Consider the following 15,050-nt stretch of genomic DNA (forward strand, 5'->3'; position numbering starts at 1 on the left):
CTCCGCTAAGGGTTCGCACCAGCTTCCAACCCTTCGAGTACAGCTTCTTCAGCGGTGCGAGCCGCAAGCGCGTCGCCGATGACGTGGAGCTTGCCCGGCCAGCCCTGCAGCGCTTGCTCAAGCTCTGTCACCGGCTCATGGCCTTGGGACAGCACCACCGTGTCGACATCTTCGCAAATCACCGGCTCAAAGCTTGCGATATGCTGGAAATAGACGCTGTCTTCATCAACGCCGAACAGGCGTGCCATCGGGATCATCTCGACCCCCAGCTTGTGCATTTCGCCCAGCCACAAATCGCGCATGTAGCGCGGGATCGTCTCTCCCGCGACATGGCCGGTGGATACGAGCCGGACCGAACAGCCATCCTTTGCCAGCTTCTCGGCAAGGCCAAGCCCGATCCAGTCGCAGCGCCAATCCGCGATCACGACCCGCGCTCCGATGTTTGCGCGGCCCTCAAGAACATCCCACGCATTGACCACATGGGCCTCGTCGATCCCGTCAATCGGCGGCTGGAAGACCCGGGCGCCGGTGGCGAGGATGACCGTGTCGGGGCTTTCGGCTTCGATCTTCTCTCGGGTCACCCGGGTCCCGGTGATGATCTTGGCGCCAGCATCGCGGGCTTCCTTTTCAAGATTGCCGATGATGCCGCCGAATTCTGCCCGGCGCGGCAGCAGTTGCGCGATGTTGGCCTGCCCGCCCAGCCGATTCTCCGCCTCATAGAGCGTGACATCATGCCCCCTCACCGCAGCCGCGGCGGCGGCTTTGAGCCCGCCGGGACCGCCCCCCACGACCATGACTCTCTTTGGGTTTTTGGCAGTCTCGACCATGCCATATGTTAACTCTCGCCCGGTCTCGGGGTGTTGGATACATGACACGCCAAAGCCTCGATGCATCCGGTCAATGCAGGCCTGATTGCAACCGATGCAGACACGCACATCGTCGGCTCGACCTTCAGCGAGCTTGTTGGGAAACTCAGGATCGGTGATCAACGCACGCGTCATGCCGCAGAAATCAGCCTGACCACTTGAGAGGACCTGCTCCGCTGTGCCTGCGCGATTAATCCGGCCCACAGCCATCACTGGCATCGACACGCGTTTGCGAATGGCCGCCGCGTAGCCTGCTGTCAGGGCTATGTCTGTGCTCATCGGTGGGACAATATGTACAGCCGAACCAGATTGACGGCTGGAACCTGAGGTTATGTTGAGATAGGCGAGATCGCCTGTGGCATCGAGCAGGTCGCAAACCTCCAATACCTCTTCGGGCGTCAGGCCGTCGCTAGCGAGCTCATCGCCAGAGATACGCACGCCGACGGGCATATCCGCGCCGACTTCATGCCGGATGGCGGCCATGACATCGGTCAGGAAGCGCATGCGGTTTTCCAGCGATCCGCCATAGTCATCAGTGCGCATGTTGATCTGGGGCGAAAGGAATTGTGCGATCAGATAGCCATGGCTCGCTGCGATCTCGACCCCGTCGAGACCCGCTACCTTGATCCGCCGCGCGGCAGCGGCGAAGGCAGCAATCAGCTCGGCGATTTTGTCGCGTGAGAGCGTGCGTCCAGAGACGTGATAGCGCTCCGAGACACCGCCGGACGGTCCGTAGGCTGCGGCACGGCGCCCATCCAAGGTCGACATCTGTTCGAGCCCGAGGTGAAAGACCTGCCCAAAAAGCTTGCACCCATGCGCGTGCACCGCATCCGCAAGCTGTGTCAGGCCGGGGATAACGTCGTCAGTGCCGACATAAAGGTGGCCAGGGGAATTGACCGAGTTTTCGTCGATCATCATGGCTTCGGTGATGATCAGGCCAGCCCCACCCCGCGCTCTCGCCTCGTGATAGGCAATGAACGTGTCACCAACCTTGTTGTTCTGCACGTGCCGGGTGCCATGACCTGTGGACACGATTCGGTTCTTGAGCGTGACGGAGCCCAGATCAAGCGGGGACATCAAAAGCGGAAACTGGGCATGTGCCGTCATGAACGGGCCTCGATCACTACATGATTTTGCACGCCAAGTCCCTCGACACCGCAGCGCATCGTGTCGCCGGGTTGCAAATAAATCGGATCGGGCTTCTGGCCTTTACCGACCCCAGCGGGTGTACCAGTTAGGATCAGATCGCCGGGTTCCAGAGTCATGAATTCAGAGATTTGGGCGATGGATGTCGCCACATCAAACACAAGATCACAGGTTGAGCCGTCCTGATAGCGTGTTCCGTTGACCTCGGTCCAAAGCGCTAGGCCTCCAACATCACTCGCCTCGTCCGGCGTTACGAGCCAAGGCCCGATCGGGCAAAAGGTGTCGTGGCTTTTACCTTTGGTGAATTGGCCCGCCCGTTCGCTTTGAAAAGCGCGCTCCGAAACGTCGTTGGCGCAGACATACCCTGCAATATGGCCAAGGGCGGTGTCTTTCGAGATGTTCTTGGCCCGCTTGCCGATGACGATGCCAAGCTCAACCTCCCAATCGGTTTTTGTGGCGGTCAGAGGCGCTTCGATCGGGTCGTTCGGCCCGCAGATGGACGATGTGGCCTTGAGAAAGAGCATCGGCTCATCCGGAGCGGTTTTTCCAACCTCGGCTGCATGGTCGTGATAATTCAACCCAATACAGACGATCTTTCGAATTCCAGCAACCGGGGGGGCGAGGCGCGTGTTGGCGTCGATCAGCGGCAGGGACGCCGGATCAAGCGTTGCGAGCTGTGCCAGCGACTGCTCTGCAAGCGTGGTGGCGTTTATGTCGCTCACGTGCGCAGAGATATCCCGAAGTTGGCCGTCCGAGTCCACCAAGGCGGGACGTTCGGCACCAGTCTCGCCACATCTTGCAAGTCGCATTATGATCCTCCTCATGGCGCGGTAACTTTTACCGTTGAGCCAGCCACTTCTGCCAAGGTGACCCGTTCCGAAAACATCGACACTATCGTGTCGGATTCAATTTGCCTTGACATTGAGCATAACTCAAGAAATTTTCTTAATTGTCAATACTGGGAGGAAATGACTTGAGGGATCCGCGCTACGCCATTTTGTTCGACCCCGTCCAGATCGGGCCGGTGACGTCCAGAAACCGGTTCTACCAAACACCCCAGTGCAATGGGATGGGCCGCAATTATCCCACCTCAATGGCTGCCATGCGTGGTGTCAAAGCCGAAGGTGGCTGGGGCGTCGTTTTCGCCGAGCAATGCGATTTCCACTACACGTCGGACAACACTCGCAATGTACGCCTGTGGGATGAGCAGGATATTCCAATCCTTTCGCGCATGACCGACATGGTCCATGCCCATGACAGCCTTGCCGGTTTGATGCTTGCGCATAACGGGTTCGTCACGCCAAACATCATCAGTCGGGAACTGCCCTTCTCTCCCTCGGGCGGGCCTGCCTTTGGCAATTTCCCGACCCATACGCGCGCGATTGACACGGCGGATATCAAGGCCCTCCACCGTTGGACCCGCGCTGCGGCGCTAAACGCTAAACGCGCGGGCTTTGATATCGTCAACATCTATGCTGCCCATGATCTGGCGCTGCCTTTCCACTTTATCTCTCGCCGCCATAACCAGCGAAGCGACGAGTATGGCGGGTCGCTTGAAAACCGTGTGCGCCTGCTGCGCGAATTGATCGAAATCGCCAAAGACGCCATCGGCGATAAGTTGGCGGTTGGTGTGCGCCTGTCGGTCGATGAGCTGATCGGACCTGCCGGGATTTGTGCCGATGGCGAAGGTCGTGACGTCGTCGAGATGCTAGCAGAGCTGCCGGACATCTGGGACGTGAATGTCGGCTCCTGGCCACAAGACTCGATTTCGTCCCGTTTTGGCGAGGAGGGGCGGCAAGAGAAATACGTGAAATTCGTCAAACAGGTCACGACCAAACCTGTGGTCGGCGTGGGGCGGTTCACCTCACCAGATACGATGCTTGGACAGATCAAGCGCGGTGTACTCGATCTGATCGGTGCAGCGCGGCCCTCAATTGCGGATCCGTTCTTGCCCGAGAAGATCCGCACAGGTGCTACCGACGACATCCGCGAATGTATCGGGTGCAATATGTGCGTGACAAACAACTACTTGATGGCGCCGATCCGGTGCACCCAGAACCCTACAATGAGCGAAGAATGGCGGCGCGGCTGGCATCCGGAGCGGATCCCGTACAAAACAACCCATGACACCGTGCTGATCGTGGGTTCGGGCCCTGCTGGGTTAGAGGCTGCGCGTGCCATGGGGCAGCGCGGGTATCAGGTACTGCTGGCCGAAAGGCGCACCGAGTTGGGTGGCCGTGTCACGCGAGAAAGCCGCTTGCCGGGGCTGTCGGCCTGGGCGCGGGTGCGTGACTACCGCGTGCAGCAGCTCAACAAGATGCCCAATGTTGAGGTCTTTCTGGACAGCGAAATGGGCATGGATGAGGTAGCAGAGACAGATTGCAGCCTTGTCGCGATTGCCACCGGTTCACGGTGGCGCGCAGATGGGGTCGGGCGGCATCATGCGACGCCGATCCCCGTTTCTGATGAGGCGCGCGTGATCACGCCTGACGACGTCATGGATGGTGCACAGGTTTCGGGCCATGTTGTAATCTACGACGACGACCATTTCTACATTGGCTCGGTCATGGCGGAAGCGTTGATCAAGATGGGCTGTACCGTCACGATTGTGACCCCGGCGGTGCATTTCGCAGGGTTCTCGCAATTCTCGCTTGAGATTAAACATATTCACAAGCGTATGGCTAAGCTTGGCGTCACGATCCACGCCCAAACAGCTTTGACCGGGGTAAACCTGGGAGCGGCTCAGGTGGAAGGTATCTACGGCACAGATGCGCGCCAAATCGCCTGCGACGCGGTGATGATGGTGGCGGGGCAGGTGCCGAATGACGGGCTGTACCGGGCGCTTGCCGCAAATCCGGGCGCGCAACGCGTCGTCGCACTTGGCGACTGTCAGGCCCCGGCCACCATCGCTTCTGCCATCTTTGCCGGGCACAAATTCGCCCGCGATCTTGGCCTTGCGGACCCTGATGTGGTCCCGTTCCTGCGCGAGGATGTGGAATTGTCGGCGAACCTGTCGGGATGGGACGCACCAGCGCTAAAAGGGGCGGCGGAATGAGCGCGGCAAACCCTTTGAGCGGCGTTACAGTTGTCGAAATTGGCACTAGTGTCGCCGCGCCTTTCGGATCGTGGATCCTTGGCTATCTTGGCGCGCGAGTGATCAAGATCGAAAGCGCACGCGGTGACGATGCCCGGCAATGGGGTCGGATGCTGCCCGACGGGCGCTCTTCGTTCTTTGAGGCGCTGAATGCCAACAAAGAAAGTGTCGTGCTGGACCTGCGCGATGACAAAGACAAACATTGGCTCAAAGAGTTCTGCGAAACCAAAGCCGATGTGGTCATCCAGAATATGCGCCCCGGCAAAGTCGCGCAGCTTGGGCTCGATGGAGCTGAGCTGTCATTGACAAACCCGAAACTGATCTATTTCAACCTCGGTGCATTTGGCGCTGTCGGACCCAAAGCAAGTGCGCCGGGATATGATCCGCTGATGCAGGCCGCAGGCGGGATCATGTCGGTGACCGGAGAGCCGGACAGGCCGCCCGTGCGCGTTGGAGTGTCGATCGTTGATATGGGCTCTGGCATGTGGGCCGCAATCGGGGTTCTGGCGGCACTATATCAGCGGACATCGACGGGTCGTGGCGCGATCATCGACGGCTCGCTTTATGAAACCGCGGTGGCCTGGGTGGCAAATCAATCTGCCATGGTGCAGGTTGATGGGCGCAATCCGGAAAAGGTCGGCTCTGGCGCGCGGGGCATGGCGCCTTATCAGGCTTATGATTGCGCGGATGGATATCTGGTTGTCTCCGCACCCAATGACAACCTGTTTGAGCGTCTGTGCAAGGCGCTTGGGTTTCTCGACCTTCTTGGCGATCCGCGCTTTGCAACCAACCAACTGCGCTACGCCAATCTGACCGACCTGAACAGGTTTCTTGAACCCGTTCTCAAGACGCAAACCCGGGACCATTGGATGGACGTCTTGGATAAGGCTGGCGTCCCCTGCGCCCCGGTGCGCCAAATCACCGAAATGCTCGCCGATGAGCAAACCCGCGCTTTGGGTATCGTTCAGTCACTGGAACAAGCGACGCCGGAATTGATCGGCCTTCCGCTTAGCTTCGACGGGGAACGCCCGGCACTGCGCACAATGCCGCCCGCGCTTGGTGAACACACAGAACTGGTAAAAGGAGGCTGAGCGCCATGCGCATGGACTATGAAACGCTGCATGTCGAACGGGTTGACGAGCACATTTTAATCGTGATGTTCGACCGCCCCGAGGTGCTCAACGCCCGCAATACCCAAATGGCGCTCGACCAGATGGAGGTCATGCGTTCGCTATATGTGGATACCGACGGTATCCGCGTCGTGATCCTGACCGCGCGGGGCGAAAAGGCATTCAGCGCAGGCGGCGATCTGAAAGAGCGCAAGACCATGACCGAGGCCGATTGGCATCGTCAGCACGCGATCTTTGAGCAAAATATCATGGCACTGCGCGATTGCCCAGTGCCCGTGATCGCGGCGGTCAACGGCGTCGCTTATGCGGGAGGTTTGGAAAATGCGTTGAACTGTGACTTTATCTATGCCGCCGATCACGCACGCTTTGCCCTGACCGAGGTCAAGCTGGGCATCATGCCGGGCTGCACCGGCACGCAGAACCTGCCGCGTGCCGTGGGGTCGCGTCGCGCGAAAGAGATCATCCTGACAGGCGAGCCGTTCTCGGCGCAAGACGCCTACAACTGGGGTTTGGTAAACAAGGTCGTCCCCTATGCCTATCTGATGGATGAAACACTGGCCACCGCCCGCAAGATCGCTGCCAACGCGCCTCTGTCGACCCTGCGCGCTAAGCGGGCGCTTTCGGTTGCGGAAAACCTCGATCCGCATACAGGTTTTCAGTTCGAGCTTGAAGCTTACAATCGCCTCGTTGGGACAGAGGACCGGGTCGAGGCGGTAAATGCCTTCAACGAAAAGCGCTCGCCCAAATTCAAAGGGAAATGACCATGGCGGATCGCGATATCACGGTACAAGAAGTGGGCCCCCGCGACGGGCTGCAAGCCACGGATATCATCATGCCGACCCAAGCGAAGGTGGCTTGGCTTGAAGCTTTAGCAAACTCGGGCATGCCGCAGGTTCAGGTGGGTAGCTTCGTGCCACCCAAGCTGATGCCACAACTGGCCGATACCGCCGAACTTGTCGCCGCTGCGCGCGCGCGGGGGGGTTTTGAGATCACGGTGCTTGTGCCGAACCTCAAAGGTGCGGAACGGGCCATTGCAGCGGGCGTCGATCAGATCAATTTTGTGATGTCGGTGTCTGAACCACATAACCTGAACAATGTGCGCAAGACGCGGGAAGAATCACTGGACGAATTTGGAGCCATTGTTGCCCTCCGGAATGCCACACCAGGCGCGCGCGGTGTGAAGGTGTCGGGCGGTCTCGCGACATGCTTTGGCTGCACCATCCAAGGGGCCGTTCCGGAGGCGGATGTTTTCCACTATGCCGGACGGCTCAAAGCGCTAGGCGCGGACAAGATCGGGCTGGCCGACACTGTGGGCTACGGCAACCCCACGCAGGTCAAACGCATCTATACCGAGGTTCTGGATATCGCGGGCGGCACGCCTGTTGGCGCGCATTTCCACGACACCCGTGGCCTTGGGCTCGCCAATTGTTTTGCTGCGTTCGAGGCGGGGGCCTCCACACTGGACGGCGCACAAGGGGGGCTTGGCGGGTGTCCCTATGCGCCGGGCGCGACTGGGAATGTCGTGACCGAAGATCTGGTCTTCATGCTTGAATCCATGGGCGTGCGTACCGGCATCAATCTGGATCGCCTGCTTGCGGCGCGGGCTGTGATGGCCGCGCATCTGGGCGATGAACCTACCCACGGAACCTTTGTCAAAGCCGGGCCCCCAAAAGGATTTGTGCCCGCAACCGCAGCCTAAAAAGAAAGACCCCAACATGAGCGACATGCCTCAAGAAATCCACGTTGATCTTGGCAATGACTATGCCGAAATCCGCGACCAAGTCTCGAAGCTGTGCGAAAACTTCCCCGGCGAATACTGGCGTGATCTGGAAAAGCAGCCTGTTGAAGGCAGCTATCCGACAGAGTTCATCAACGCATTGACGGAAGCAGGCTATCTCGCTGCCCTGATTCCTGAAGAATACGGCGGTGCCGGTCTGCCCCTGCGGGGCGGCGCGGTCATCCTTGAGACGATCAACGCCATGGGCGGCGTGGCCTCTGCCGGGCACGCGCAGATGTATACGATGGGCACGATCCTGCGTCATGGCACCCCCGAGCAAAAGCAGAAATACCTGCCCGGCATCGCCAGTGGGGAGTTACGCTTGCAGGCCTTTGGCGTGACAGAACCGACCTCTGGTTCGGACACCACCCAGATCAAGACCCGTGCCGAGCGCAGCAATGATGGCTATGTGATCAACGGCCAGAAGGTCTGGACCAGCCGCGCGTTACATTCCGACCTGATGCTGCTCATCGCCCGCACGACACCGCTGGATCAGGTCGAAAAACGTCATCACGGCATTTCGACCTTTCTGATTGACCTGCGTGAAGCCAAGCAGAACGGCTGCACGATCAATCCCATCGAGGCGATGATCAACCACAACACCTGCGAAGTGTTCTTTGACAACGTCCTCGTGCCAGCGGATGCGCTGATTGGCGAAGAGGGAAAGGGCTTTCGCTATATCCTTGATGGTATGAACGCCGAACGCTGCCTGACCGCAAGCGAAGGCATTGGAAACGGGCGTTACTTTCTGCGCCGGGCCAGCGAATATGCCCGCGAGCGTGAGGTGTTCGGGCGCCCGATTGGCAAGAACCAAGGAATACAGTTCCCGCTCGCCCAGGCCCATGCGGAACTTGAGGCAGCTGATCTTATGGTGCGCAAAGCGACGGCCATGTTCGAAGCCGGGCTCCCCTGCGGGGCAGAGGCAAACATGGCGCGGCTTTTGTCGGCAGAAGCCGCCTGGAAGGCGGCAGAGGCGTGCTTTACCACCTTTGGCGGCTTTGCGTTTGCGAGCGAGTACGACATCGAACGCAAATGGCGCGACGCGCGACTTGGCCGGATTGCGCCGATCTCGCCGAACTTAATCCTAAGCTTTATAGCCCAGCATGTGCTGGGGCTTCCAAAATCCTACTGATGGGCGCGACCGCAGATATTGCGGCATGGATTGCCCGGACGGACGACCCGCCAACCCCCCGTGCCATGCGCGCGGCCGAACATGCGGTGCTGGACTGGGCGGGGGTGACGCTGGCCGCGTGCGGCGATCCTTTGGTGGAGCTTCTGGTAGCCGATGCCGAGCGGGGCCCAAGCGCGGTGGCAGGTCGTCCGGAGCGCCTTGCGCCCACAGCGGCGGCGCGGGTCATGGGCGCGGCCTCTCATGCGCTGGATTTTGACGACATCAACAAACGGATGCGCGGTCATCCGAGCGTGGCGATCCTTCCCGCCCTGCTTGCCGCGGGCGATGGCGATCTGGCGGATGCGCTTGTTGCCGGAACCGAGGTTGCCGCCATCCTTGGCGAAATGCTGGGGCCGGCGCATTACGAGCACGGGTTTCACACCACTGCGACGGTCGGAACAGTCGCCGCCGCCGCAGCTGTCTGCCGCCTGCGCGGGGCCAATCACGACACCACCGCGCGGGCCCTATCACTGGCCGCAACGCAGGCCTCTGGCTTGCGCGCGACGTTCGGGACGATGGCGAAACCGCTGCATGCCGGGTTTGCCGCAGAGCGCGGGTTGCGCGCAGCGAAGTGGGCGATTGCAGGGATGTCCGCGCCGATGGACGGTATCGAACATCCGCAGGGTTTCGGGCCGGTTCTGTCCGCTGAGTTTGCCGCGCGGCCTATCCGCCCCGATGCGACAGCCGCTTTTGCCATCGAGGAAAATGTCTTCAAACATCACGCTGCCTGCTACTATGCCCATTCCGCGATGGAAGCCGCGCGAAGGCTCGGCACGGAAGTCGACGTGCAGGACATCACCGGGGTGACCATTGGCTTGCAAGAGCCCCTGCTAACAGTATGTGACATCGTTGCCCCCAAGACCGGGCTCGAGGTCAAATTCTCGGTTCGTCACCTTGTGGCCATGACGCTTTTGGGGTGGGACACAACCGCTCCGGCGGCTTTTACCGATGCGCTAGCGGCAGATCCTGAAATTTCCTCATTGAGTCGTCGCATCACCGTCAAACCGCTTGAAACGACCAACCGCATGGAAGCCGCGATCCGGATCGAGCGTGGGCAGGACCCACGGCTGGAGATGCGCTGCGATGTCAGCGCGCCTGCGCAAGACCTCGACGAGCAAGAGGCTGCGCTTATCGCCAAGTTCGCGCGGCTGACTAGCCCGTTGCTGGGCAATCAAACCGACGCAGTGGCGCAAGTTCTCTTGTCGGCCGAATCCGCTGCTTCCGTCCTCGCGGCCCTTTCAACACGGAGTTGATTCATGATCAAAGTTCTGGACTACCCCATGCGTATCGGCGGCGAGGCTTGTCCGGCCGCAACTGGCGAATGGATTGACACAGCCTATCCATTCACCCGCAAGACATGGGCGCGTATCCCACGCGGAACAGCGGTGGATGCAGCGGCGGCGGTGGGTGCAGCGGTGCAGGCGTTCGAAAGGCCGGATTGGGCCGGGCTGACCCCAAGCGCGCGGGGCAAACTTCTGCACCGGCTTGCCGACCTCTTTGAAGCGCGGGCGGAGGAGTTTGCCCGCCTTGAAGTGATGGACAATGGAAAGCGCATCACCGAGATGCTGGGCCAAATGCGCCGTATCCCTGATTGGTACCGCTATTTTGCCGGTCTTGCCGATAAGGTTGAGGGGGCTGTGTTGTCCAATGAAAATCAGGCGGTCTTAAACATTACGCGCCCCGCGCCTTTGGGCGTAGTCGTCTGTATTACGCCTTGGAACTCGCCGCTGCTCCTGGCGGCTTACAAGCTGGCCCCGGCGCTGGCGGCGGGCTGCACCGTTGTGCTCAAGCCCTCGGAATTCACCTCTGTGTCCTCAGTGGTCTTTGCGGATCTGTTCGCCGAAGCGGGCTTTCCTCCAGGTGTGGTCAATGTCGTGACCGGCTACGGGGATGAGATTGGCGCGGCGTTGGTCTCTGATCCACGGATTGCCAAGGTGTCTTTCACCGGCGGCGACGTGGGCGGGCGCGCTGTCTACAAGCTGGCTGCGGAGCACTTCCACGAGGTTGCGCTGGAGCTTGGCGGCAAATCCCCCAATATCGTCTTTCCCGACGCCGATCTGGATAACGCCGCCAACGGCGTTCTGGCGGGCATCTTCGCTGCGACCGGGCAAACCTGCATTGCGGGATCGCGGCTGCTCGTTCATCGCGATATCCATGACGATCTGGTGGAGCGGATTGTGAGCAAATCCAAGGGCATCCGGATGGGCGATCCGCTGGATGCTGCGACGCAAATGGCCCCGGTGGCGACCGAGGCCCAGTATCAAAAGATTCTCGAATATATCGATATCGCGAAGGCCGAAGGTGCCACCTGCGTTCTTGGCGGCAAAGCAGGGCAGGGGGCAGAATGCGGTGACGGCCTTTTTATCGAACCGACGATTTTCACTGGTGTCACCAATGATATGCGTATTGCGCGCGAAGAGGTGTTCGGCCCGATCTTGTCCGTCATCCCGTTCGACAGCGAAGACGAGGCGATCACGATTGCCAATGATACGGACTATGGCCTCGCAGCCGGGCTCTGGACGCAAGATTTGTCCCGCGCGGTGCGCTTGTCGGAACGCCTGAAGACCGGGACGGTCTGGGTGAACATCTACCGCGCGGTCAGCTACACCTCTCCCTTTGGTGGGATAAAGCAAAGCGGGATCGGGCGCGAAAATGGGAAGAAGGCGATCGAGGAATTCTTCGCCCCGAAAAGCATCTGGTTCAATACCGCCCCGACTGTTGCCAACCCTTTTGAGATGACATGAGATTACACTATGCAAGCAATTCTGATGGAAATAGATGATACAACAGGGGTCGGCCGCAGTCCCGATGCCGCGATTGTGCGCGCGGGCGACCCGTCCTCGACCGTTTGGAACCGGGTGGATATTGGGGACGGTACTCTGATGTGTGGTCAATGGGTGGGCCAGCCCGGCGAGTTGACAGTCCGCGCGCGTGGGCATCACGAGATGTTCACCGTGGTCTCTGGCCTGATCGAACTGGAGGCGGATGATGGCACCATCACCCGCGTCGGCCCGGGACAGGCCGGGTTTATCCCCAAGGGGTGGAGTGGCATCTGGCGCAATATCGAAGAGACGCAAAAGACCTATATGTTGCTGAACGCCGTTCCCGGTGAGGAGACATGATCACTGTTCTGTCCGAGGCAGACCTTGCGCATATTGCGCTTTCGGATGACGCGATACGCGCGGCGGTGGAACTTGGCCTTCAGGAGCAGGCCAAAGGACGGGCGATTGCCGAGCCGTCCTCAGTCTTTAATCCGGTCCCCGGGCGCGATGATCTGATCGCGGTGATCCGAGGGTCGCTGCCCGATGAAGGTGTGGCGCTGGTCAAAATCGTTGGCGGCTTTCCCGGCAATGCAGCAAAAGGTCTTGCGACCAATCCGGGCTGTTTGACCTTGATTGAAACTGAAACTGGGCAAGTCACCGGGCTAATTCCAGCGGCGCGAATCACAACCGAACGCACCGGTATGGTGACGGCGATTGGTGCGGCGCGGTTGGCGCGAACGAGTGCCAAGGTTCTTGGCTGTGTCGGCACTGCCGGGATCGGGGTGCAGTCCCTGCGCTACATCGCCCGAGCGATGCCACTGGATGAAATTCGCCTGCATGGCAGGGACAAGACGACCAGCGAAAGTGCCGCCGCTGCCCTGGCCGAAGAGCTTGGCGTTACCGTGCGCGCAACGGAAAGTTGGAACGCCTGCTTTGAAGGCGCCGACATCATGATTGATGGCACGGCATTGCCCGGCGACAATGCAATGTTCCCGATTGACGTGATTGATCCCGGCGCCCTCATCATTTGCTTTGGGGCCTATAGCTCCTTGCCGCTTGGCCTTACTAAAATGACGGACCGGGTGGTAATGGATCGTTGGGTGCCGGATGGACGCGGCGCACTTGGCCCGCACACGACCTCAGGCGAGATGAGCGAGGCCCGACTTGATGCGTTCTTAGGCAATGTGATCTCAGGAGCCGCGCACGGCCGGACCAATGCAGAGGATCGCATCCTCTTTGTCCATCGTGGTGTGGCCGCCTGCGATCTGGCGCTTGCGCAAGCTTATTTGTCACACGCCGAGGCAATGGGCCTTGGCACTTCACTCGCTTTCTAAGGAGATACGACATGCCCCTGATTACAATCAAACTATTTGAAGGCCGCACGCAAGCTCAGAAGAAAGCCGTCGCGGAAGGCTTCATGAAGGTTCTGGAGCAAGAGCTTGGCAGCAAGCCGGACCACAATTGGATCATCTTCGAAGACCGCAGTCGGGACAACTGGTTCACCGGGTCCGAAAGCCAGACGGAAATAGATGCGCGCCGGACAGCCGAAGCAGAGAGCGGCTAAAGCGTTTCACGCCCGCCGGGCAAGCGTGCAATCGTTCCTTCTGTTTGCGCGCGATTGACCTCATTGCTGTTCTTTTCGAAGTAAGCGTCAAGCCTTAGGCCGTTTGATCGCGGCTCAAGCGCGCCGGCTTCCGCCAACCCGTTCCAACGCGCGCGGGTGTACATTTTCTTGACGACATGATGATGCTGGCACGTGTCGTAGAAGCGTGGTGTTATGGTTTGTTCGATGTTGATATAGCCCGCCGCGGCCGCGTCTTTCCAAAGCTGTTCTCCCGCTTTGGTGCGCACTAGAACGGCGTTTGTGCCCTTGTCGATCTTGGCAAATTCCCAATCGGGCACATCATCAACCCATTGATCGCCAGCCGCGATATCAGCCCCTTCGCCGGGTCCGTCCGGGCAGATCTTGCACCGGAATGGCAGTTGCCAATCGCTTTCCTGAATGCCGCCATAGGGTTCATACATGATCGCGCTGCCTGAGCGTCCTTTGGTGTCTGTGTACTCAACGTCACCCGGGCAGCCATCGCCACGATACTTGAATTTTGTCAGGCTTTCTCGGGTGAAGCCTTTGTTTTGCAGGAACTTATCCATCATCGCGGGCGGAACAATGCCGCCGCACACCGGCGTCAGAATGTATTTGACAAGCTGGTCCACCCGGGGGTCCCGGGTCGCATAGTTGCGAACAGCGGACACATCGCAGGGCTTGCCGATGAAGGCAAACGGCTCGCCTGCGTCCAGATGTTTGAGAAAAGTGTCCAGAGGCGCCCCGGGGCCATAGATTGAGCCGCTACCCACATCCACATCGGCCACGGTACGGCTCACGTGGGCGATCCCGTGCGTCGCGTCCGTGTCTGCTGTGCGCATGTGGAGGATGTAGTTGACCTTGCCGGTCTCGAGGAGAAATTTGGACAGGCCAGAAAGAACGCCGCCCGATGCGGCCTTGATCCGCGTTGTCTCATCGCCCGCGTGCGCAGAATACATGCCTCTGATGGGGCCCCAAACCGGGTCAATATCGGTGTCGGGTTCGATCAAGTGCTCTGGCAATGTGTCTTGACGCAATCCGGGGCAAACATCGTAGACCAGATCCACCAGTTCATGCGAAAGCTCACTTTTGGTGTAGGGCCGAAGATACCCCAGCGGCGAGATTTTCATGTCGAGCTTGCCGCCTGACAGGGATGCGCAAAGTCCGCAACCGATACACAAACCGTCCTCAACAATACGCGTCACGTCTTTTAGTGTTTGGGGTGTTGCCATCTCTTTCTTCCCAGTTCGAGCGTCGATCATGCGCCGCTCTTTGTGGCTCACATCGGACTATAGGGTTGACTAATTGTCAATGTTATTTCTTACTGTGAAAGTCTGGGCAAGGGGAACCAAGAACAGGAAGAGGGAACGTTCAAATCAACCAAGCTCTGAAAAACAACACGCAACGGGCCGCAAAGCGTCTGGGCATATCCAAACAGGGAGACTATCTATGAAACTGAGACTTTTGGCGGCGAGTGCTGCGGTATCCATGGGCGTAGCTGGTGCGGCGCAGGCTGAGTGTG

13 protein-coding genes are annotated in these 15,050 nt (G+C 59.6%); 10 read left to right on the forward strand and 3 right to left on the reverse strand.

Annotated elements, in window-relative coordinates:
* Positions 1 to 5: 5 nt before the first annotated feature.
* Both GS636_RS21060 and GS636_RS21065 read right to left on the reverse strand, forming a co-directional pair.
* Positions 6 to 1,973: an FAD-dependent oxidoreductase gene (locus tag GS636_RS21060; RefSeq protein ID WP_171672392.1), complete on the reverse strand. Its 1,968-nt coding sequence runs from the start codon at positions 1,971 to 1,973 to the stop codon at positions 6 to 8.
* Positions 1,970 to 2,821, reverse strand: a complete 852-nt coding sequence (locus GS636_RS21065; RefSeq protein WP_171672395.1) for a fumarylacetoacetate hydrolase family protein — start codon at positions 2,819 to 2,821, stop codon at positions 1,970 to 1,972. The genes GS636_RS21060 and GS636_RS21065 overlap by 4 nt, the downstream gene beginning before the upstream one ends.
* A gap of 164 nt (positions 2,822 to 2,985) precedes the next feature.
* Between GS636_RS21065 and GS636_RS21070 the strand changes: the two genes are divergently transcribed.
* Genes GS636_RS21070 through GS636_RS21115 form a run of 10 tightly spaced genes read left to right on the forward strand, consistent with a single transcriptional unit; the run spans position 2,986 to position 13,510 of the window.
* Positions 2,986 to 5,067 carry an FAD-dependent oxidoreductase gene (locus tag GS636_RS21070; RefSeq protein WP_216602988.1) on the forward strand — a complete coding sequence of 694 codons (2,082 nt, stop codon included), beginning with the start codon at positions 2,986 to 2,988 and terminating at the stop codon, positions 5,065 to 5,067.
* Positions 5,064 to 6,197, forward strand: coding sequence for a CaiB/BaiF CoA-transferase family protein (locus tag GS636_RS21075; RefSeq protein WP_171672400.1), 1,134 nt, complete (start codon positions 5,064 to 5,066; stop codon positions 6,195 to 6,197). Before GS636_RS21070 ends, GS636_RS21075 begins: the two co-directional genes overlap by 4 nt.
* Before the next feature lie 5 nt (positions 6,198 to 6,202).
* Positions 6,203 to 6,997: an enoyl-CoA hydratase/isomerase family protein gene (locus GS636_RS21080; RefSeq protein ID WP_171672402.1), complete on the forward strand. Its 795-nt coding sequence runs from the start codon at positions 6,203 to 6,205 to the stop codon at positions 6,995 to 6,997.
* Between the two features lie 2 nt (positions 6,998 to 6,999).
* Positions 7,000 to 7,935: a hydroxymethylglutaryl-CoA lyase gene (locus tag GS636_RS21085; RefSeq protein ID WP_171672405.1), complete on the forward strand. Its 936-nt coding sequence runs from the start codon at positions 7,000 to 7,002 to the stop codon at positions 7,933 to 7,935.
* Positions 7,936 to 7,951: 16 nt separating this feature from the next.
* Positions 7,952 to 9,145, forward strand: coding sequence for an acyl-CoA dehydrogenase family protein (locus tag GS636_RS21090; protein ID WP_216602989.1), 1,194 nt, complete (start codon positions 7,952 to 7,954; stop codon positions 9,143 to 9,145).
* On the forward strand, positions 9,145 to 10,437 hold the full coding sequence (locus GS636_RS21095) for an MmgE/PrpD family protein (RefSeq protein WP_171672408.1): 1,293 nt from the start codon (positions 9,145 to 9,147) through the stop codon (positions 10,435 to 10,437). Before GS636_RS21090 ends, GS636_RS21095 begins: the two co-directional genes overlap by 1 nt.
* A 3-nt stretch (positions 10,438 to 10,440) precedes the next feature.
* Positions 10,441 to 11,928, forward strand: a complete 1,488-nt coding sequence (locus GS636_RS21100; protein ID WP_171672411.1) for an aldehyde dehydrogenase — start codon at positions 10,441 to 10,443, stop codon at positions 11,926 to 11,928.
* A gap of 9 nt (positions 11,929 to 11,937) precedes the next feature.
* Positions 11,938 to 12,306 carry a cupin domain-containing protein gene (locus tag GS636_RS21105; RefSeq protein WP_171672413.1) on the forward strand — a complete coding sequence of 123 codons (369 nt, stop codon included), beginning with the start codon at positions 11,938 to 11,940 and terminating at the stop codon, positions 12,304 to 12,306.
* Complete coding sequence (locus tag GS636_RS21110) at positions 12,303 to 13,280, forward strand: ornithine cyclodeaminase family protein (protein ID WP_171672416.1); 978 nt, start codon at positions 12,303 to 12,305, stop codon at positions 13,278 to 13,280. The genes GS636_RS21105 and GS636_RS21110 overlap by 4 nt, the downstream gene beginning before the upstream one ends.
* 11 nt (positions 13,281 to 13,291) lie before the next feature.
* The gene (locus GS636_RS21115) at positions 13,292 to 13,510 is read left to right on the forward strand and encodes a tautomerase family protein (RefSeq protein ID WP_171672419.1); all 219 of its coding nucleotides are present in this window, start codon (positions 13,292 to 13,294) and stop codon (positions 13,508 to 13,510) included.
* Here GS636_RS21115 and GS636_RS21120 read toward each other — a convergent pair.
* Entirely contained in the window at positions 13,507 to 14,790 is a 1,284-nt protein-coding gene (locus GS636_RS21120) for a Coenzyme F420 hydrogenase/dehydrogenase, beta subunit C-terminal domain (RefSeq protein WP_171672421.1), read from the reverse strand. The two genes, GS636_RS21115 and GS636_RS21120, sit on opposite strands and share 4 nt — an antisense overlap.
* Positions 14,791 to 15,050: the final 260 nt, after the last annotated feature.

The sequence above is a fragment of the Ruegeria sp. HKCCD4884 genome (assembly GCF_013110855.1).
In the GTDB taxonomy this organism is placed as follows: domain Bacteria; phylum Pseudomonadota; class Alphaproteobacteria; order Rhodobacterales; family Rhodobacteraceae; genus Ruegeria.

What these genes read in the sequence shown, in the direction of transcription:
- GS636_RS21060 (WP_171672392.1), bottom strand. Translation starts at nt 1,973, where the DNA reads ATGACGGCACATGCCCAGTTTCCGCTTTTGATGTCCCCGCTTGATCTG.
- GS636_RS21065 (WP_171672395.1), bottom strand. Translation starts at nt 2,821, where the DNA reads ATGCGACTTGCAAGATGTGGCGAGACTGGTGCCGAACGTCCCGCCTTG.
- GS636_RS21075 (WP_171672400.1), top strand. Translation starts at nt 5,064, where the DNA reads ATGAGCGCGGCAAACCCTTTGAGCGGCGTTACAGTTGTCGAAATTGGC.
- GS636_RS21080 (WP_171672402.1), top strand. Translation starts at nt 6,203, where the DNA reads ATGCGCATGGACTATGAAACGCTGCATGTCGAACGGGTTGACGAGCAC.
- GS636_RS21085 (WP_171672405.1), top strand. Translation starts at nt 7,000, where the DNA reads ATGGCGGATCGCGATATCACGGTACAAGAAGTGGGCCCCCGCGACGGG.
- GS636_RS21090 (WP_216602989.1), top strand. Translation starts at nt 7,952, where the DNA reads ATGAGCGACATGCCTCAAGAAATCCACGTTGATCTTGGCAATGACTAT.
- GS636_RS21095 (WP_171672408.1), top strand. Translation starts at nt 9,145, where the DNA reads ATGGGCGCGACCGCAGATATTGCGGCATGGATTGCCCGGACGGACGAC.
- GS636_RS21100 (WP_171672411.1), top strand. Translation starts at nt 10,441, where the DNA reads ATGATCAAAGTTCTGGACTACCCCATGCGTATCGGCGGCGAGGCTTGT.
- GS636_RS21105 (WP_171672413.1), top strand. Translation starts at nt 11,938, where the DNA reads ATGCAAGCAATTCTGATGGAAATAGATGATACAACAGGGGTCGGCCGC.
- GS636_RS21110 (WP_171672416.1), top strand. Translation starts at nt 12,303, where the DNA reads ATGATCACTGTTCTGTCCGAGGCAGACCTTGCGCATATTGCGCTTTCG.
- GS636_RS21115 (WP_171672419.1), top strand. Translation starts at nt 13,292, where the DNA reads ATGCCCCTGATTACAATCAAACTATTTGAAGGCCGCACGCAAGCTCAG.
- GS636_RS21120 (WP_171672421.1), bottom strand. Translation starts at nt 14,790, where the DNA reads ATGATCGACGCTCGAACTGGGAAGAAAGAGATGGCAACACCCCAAACA.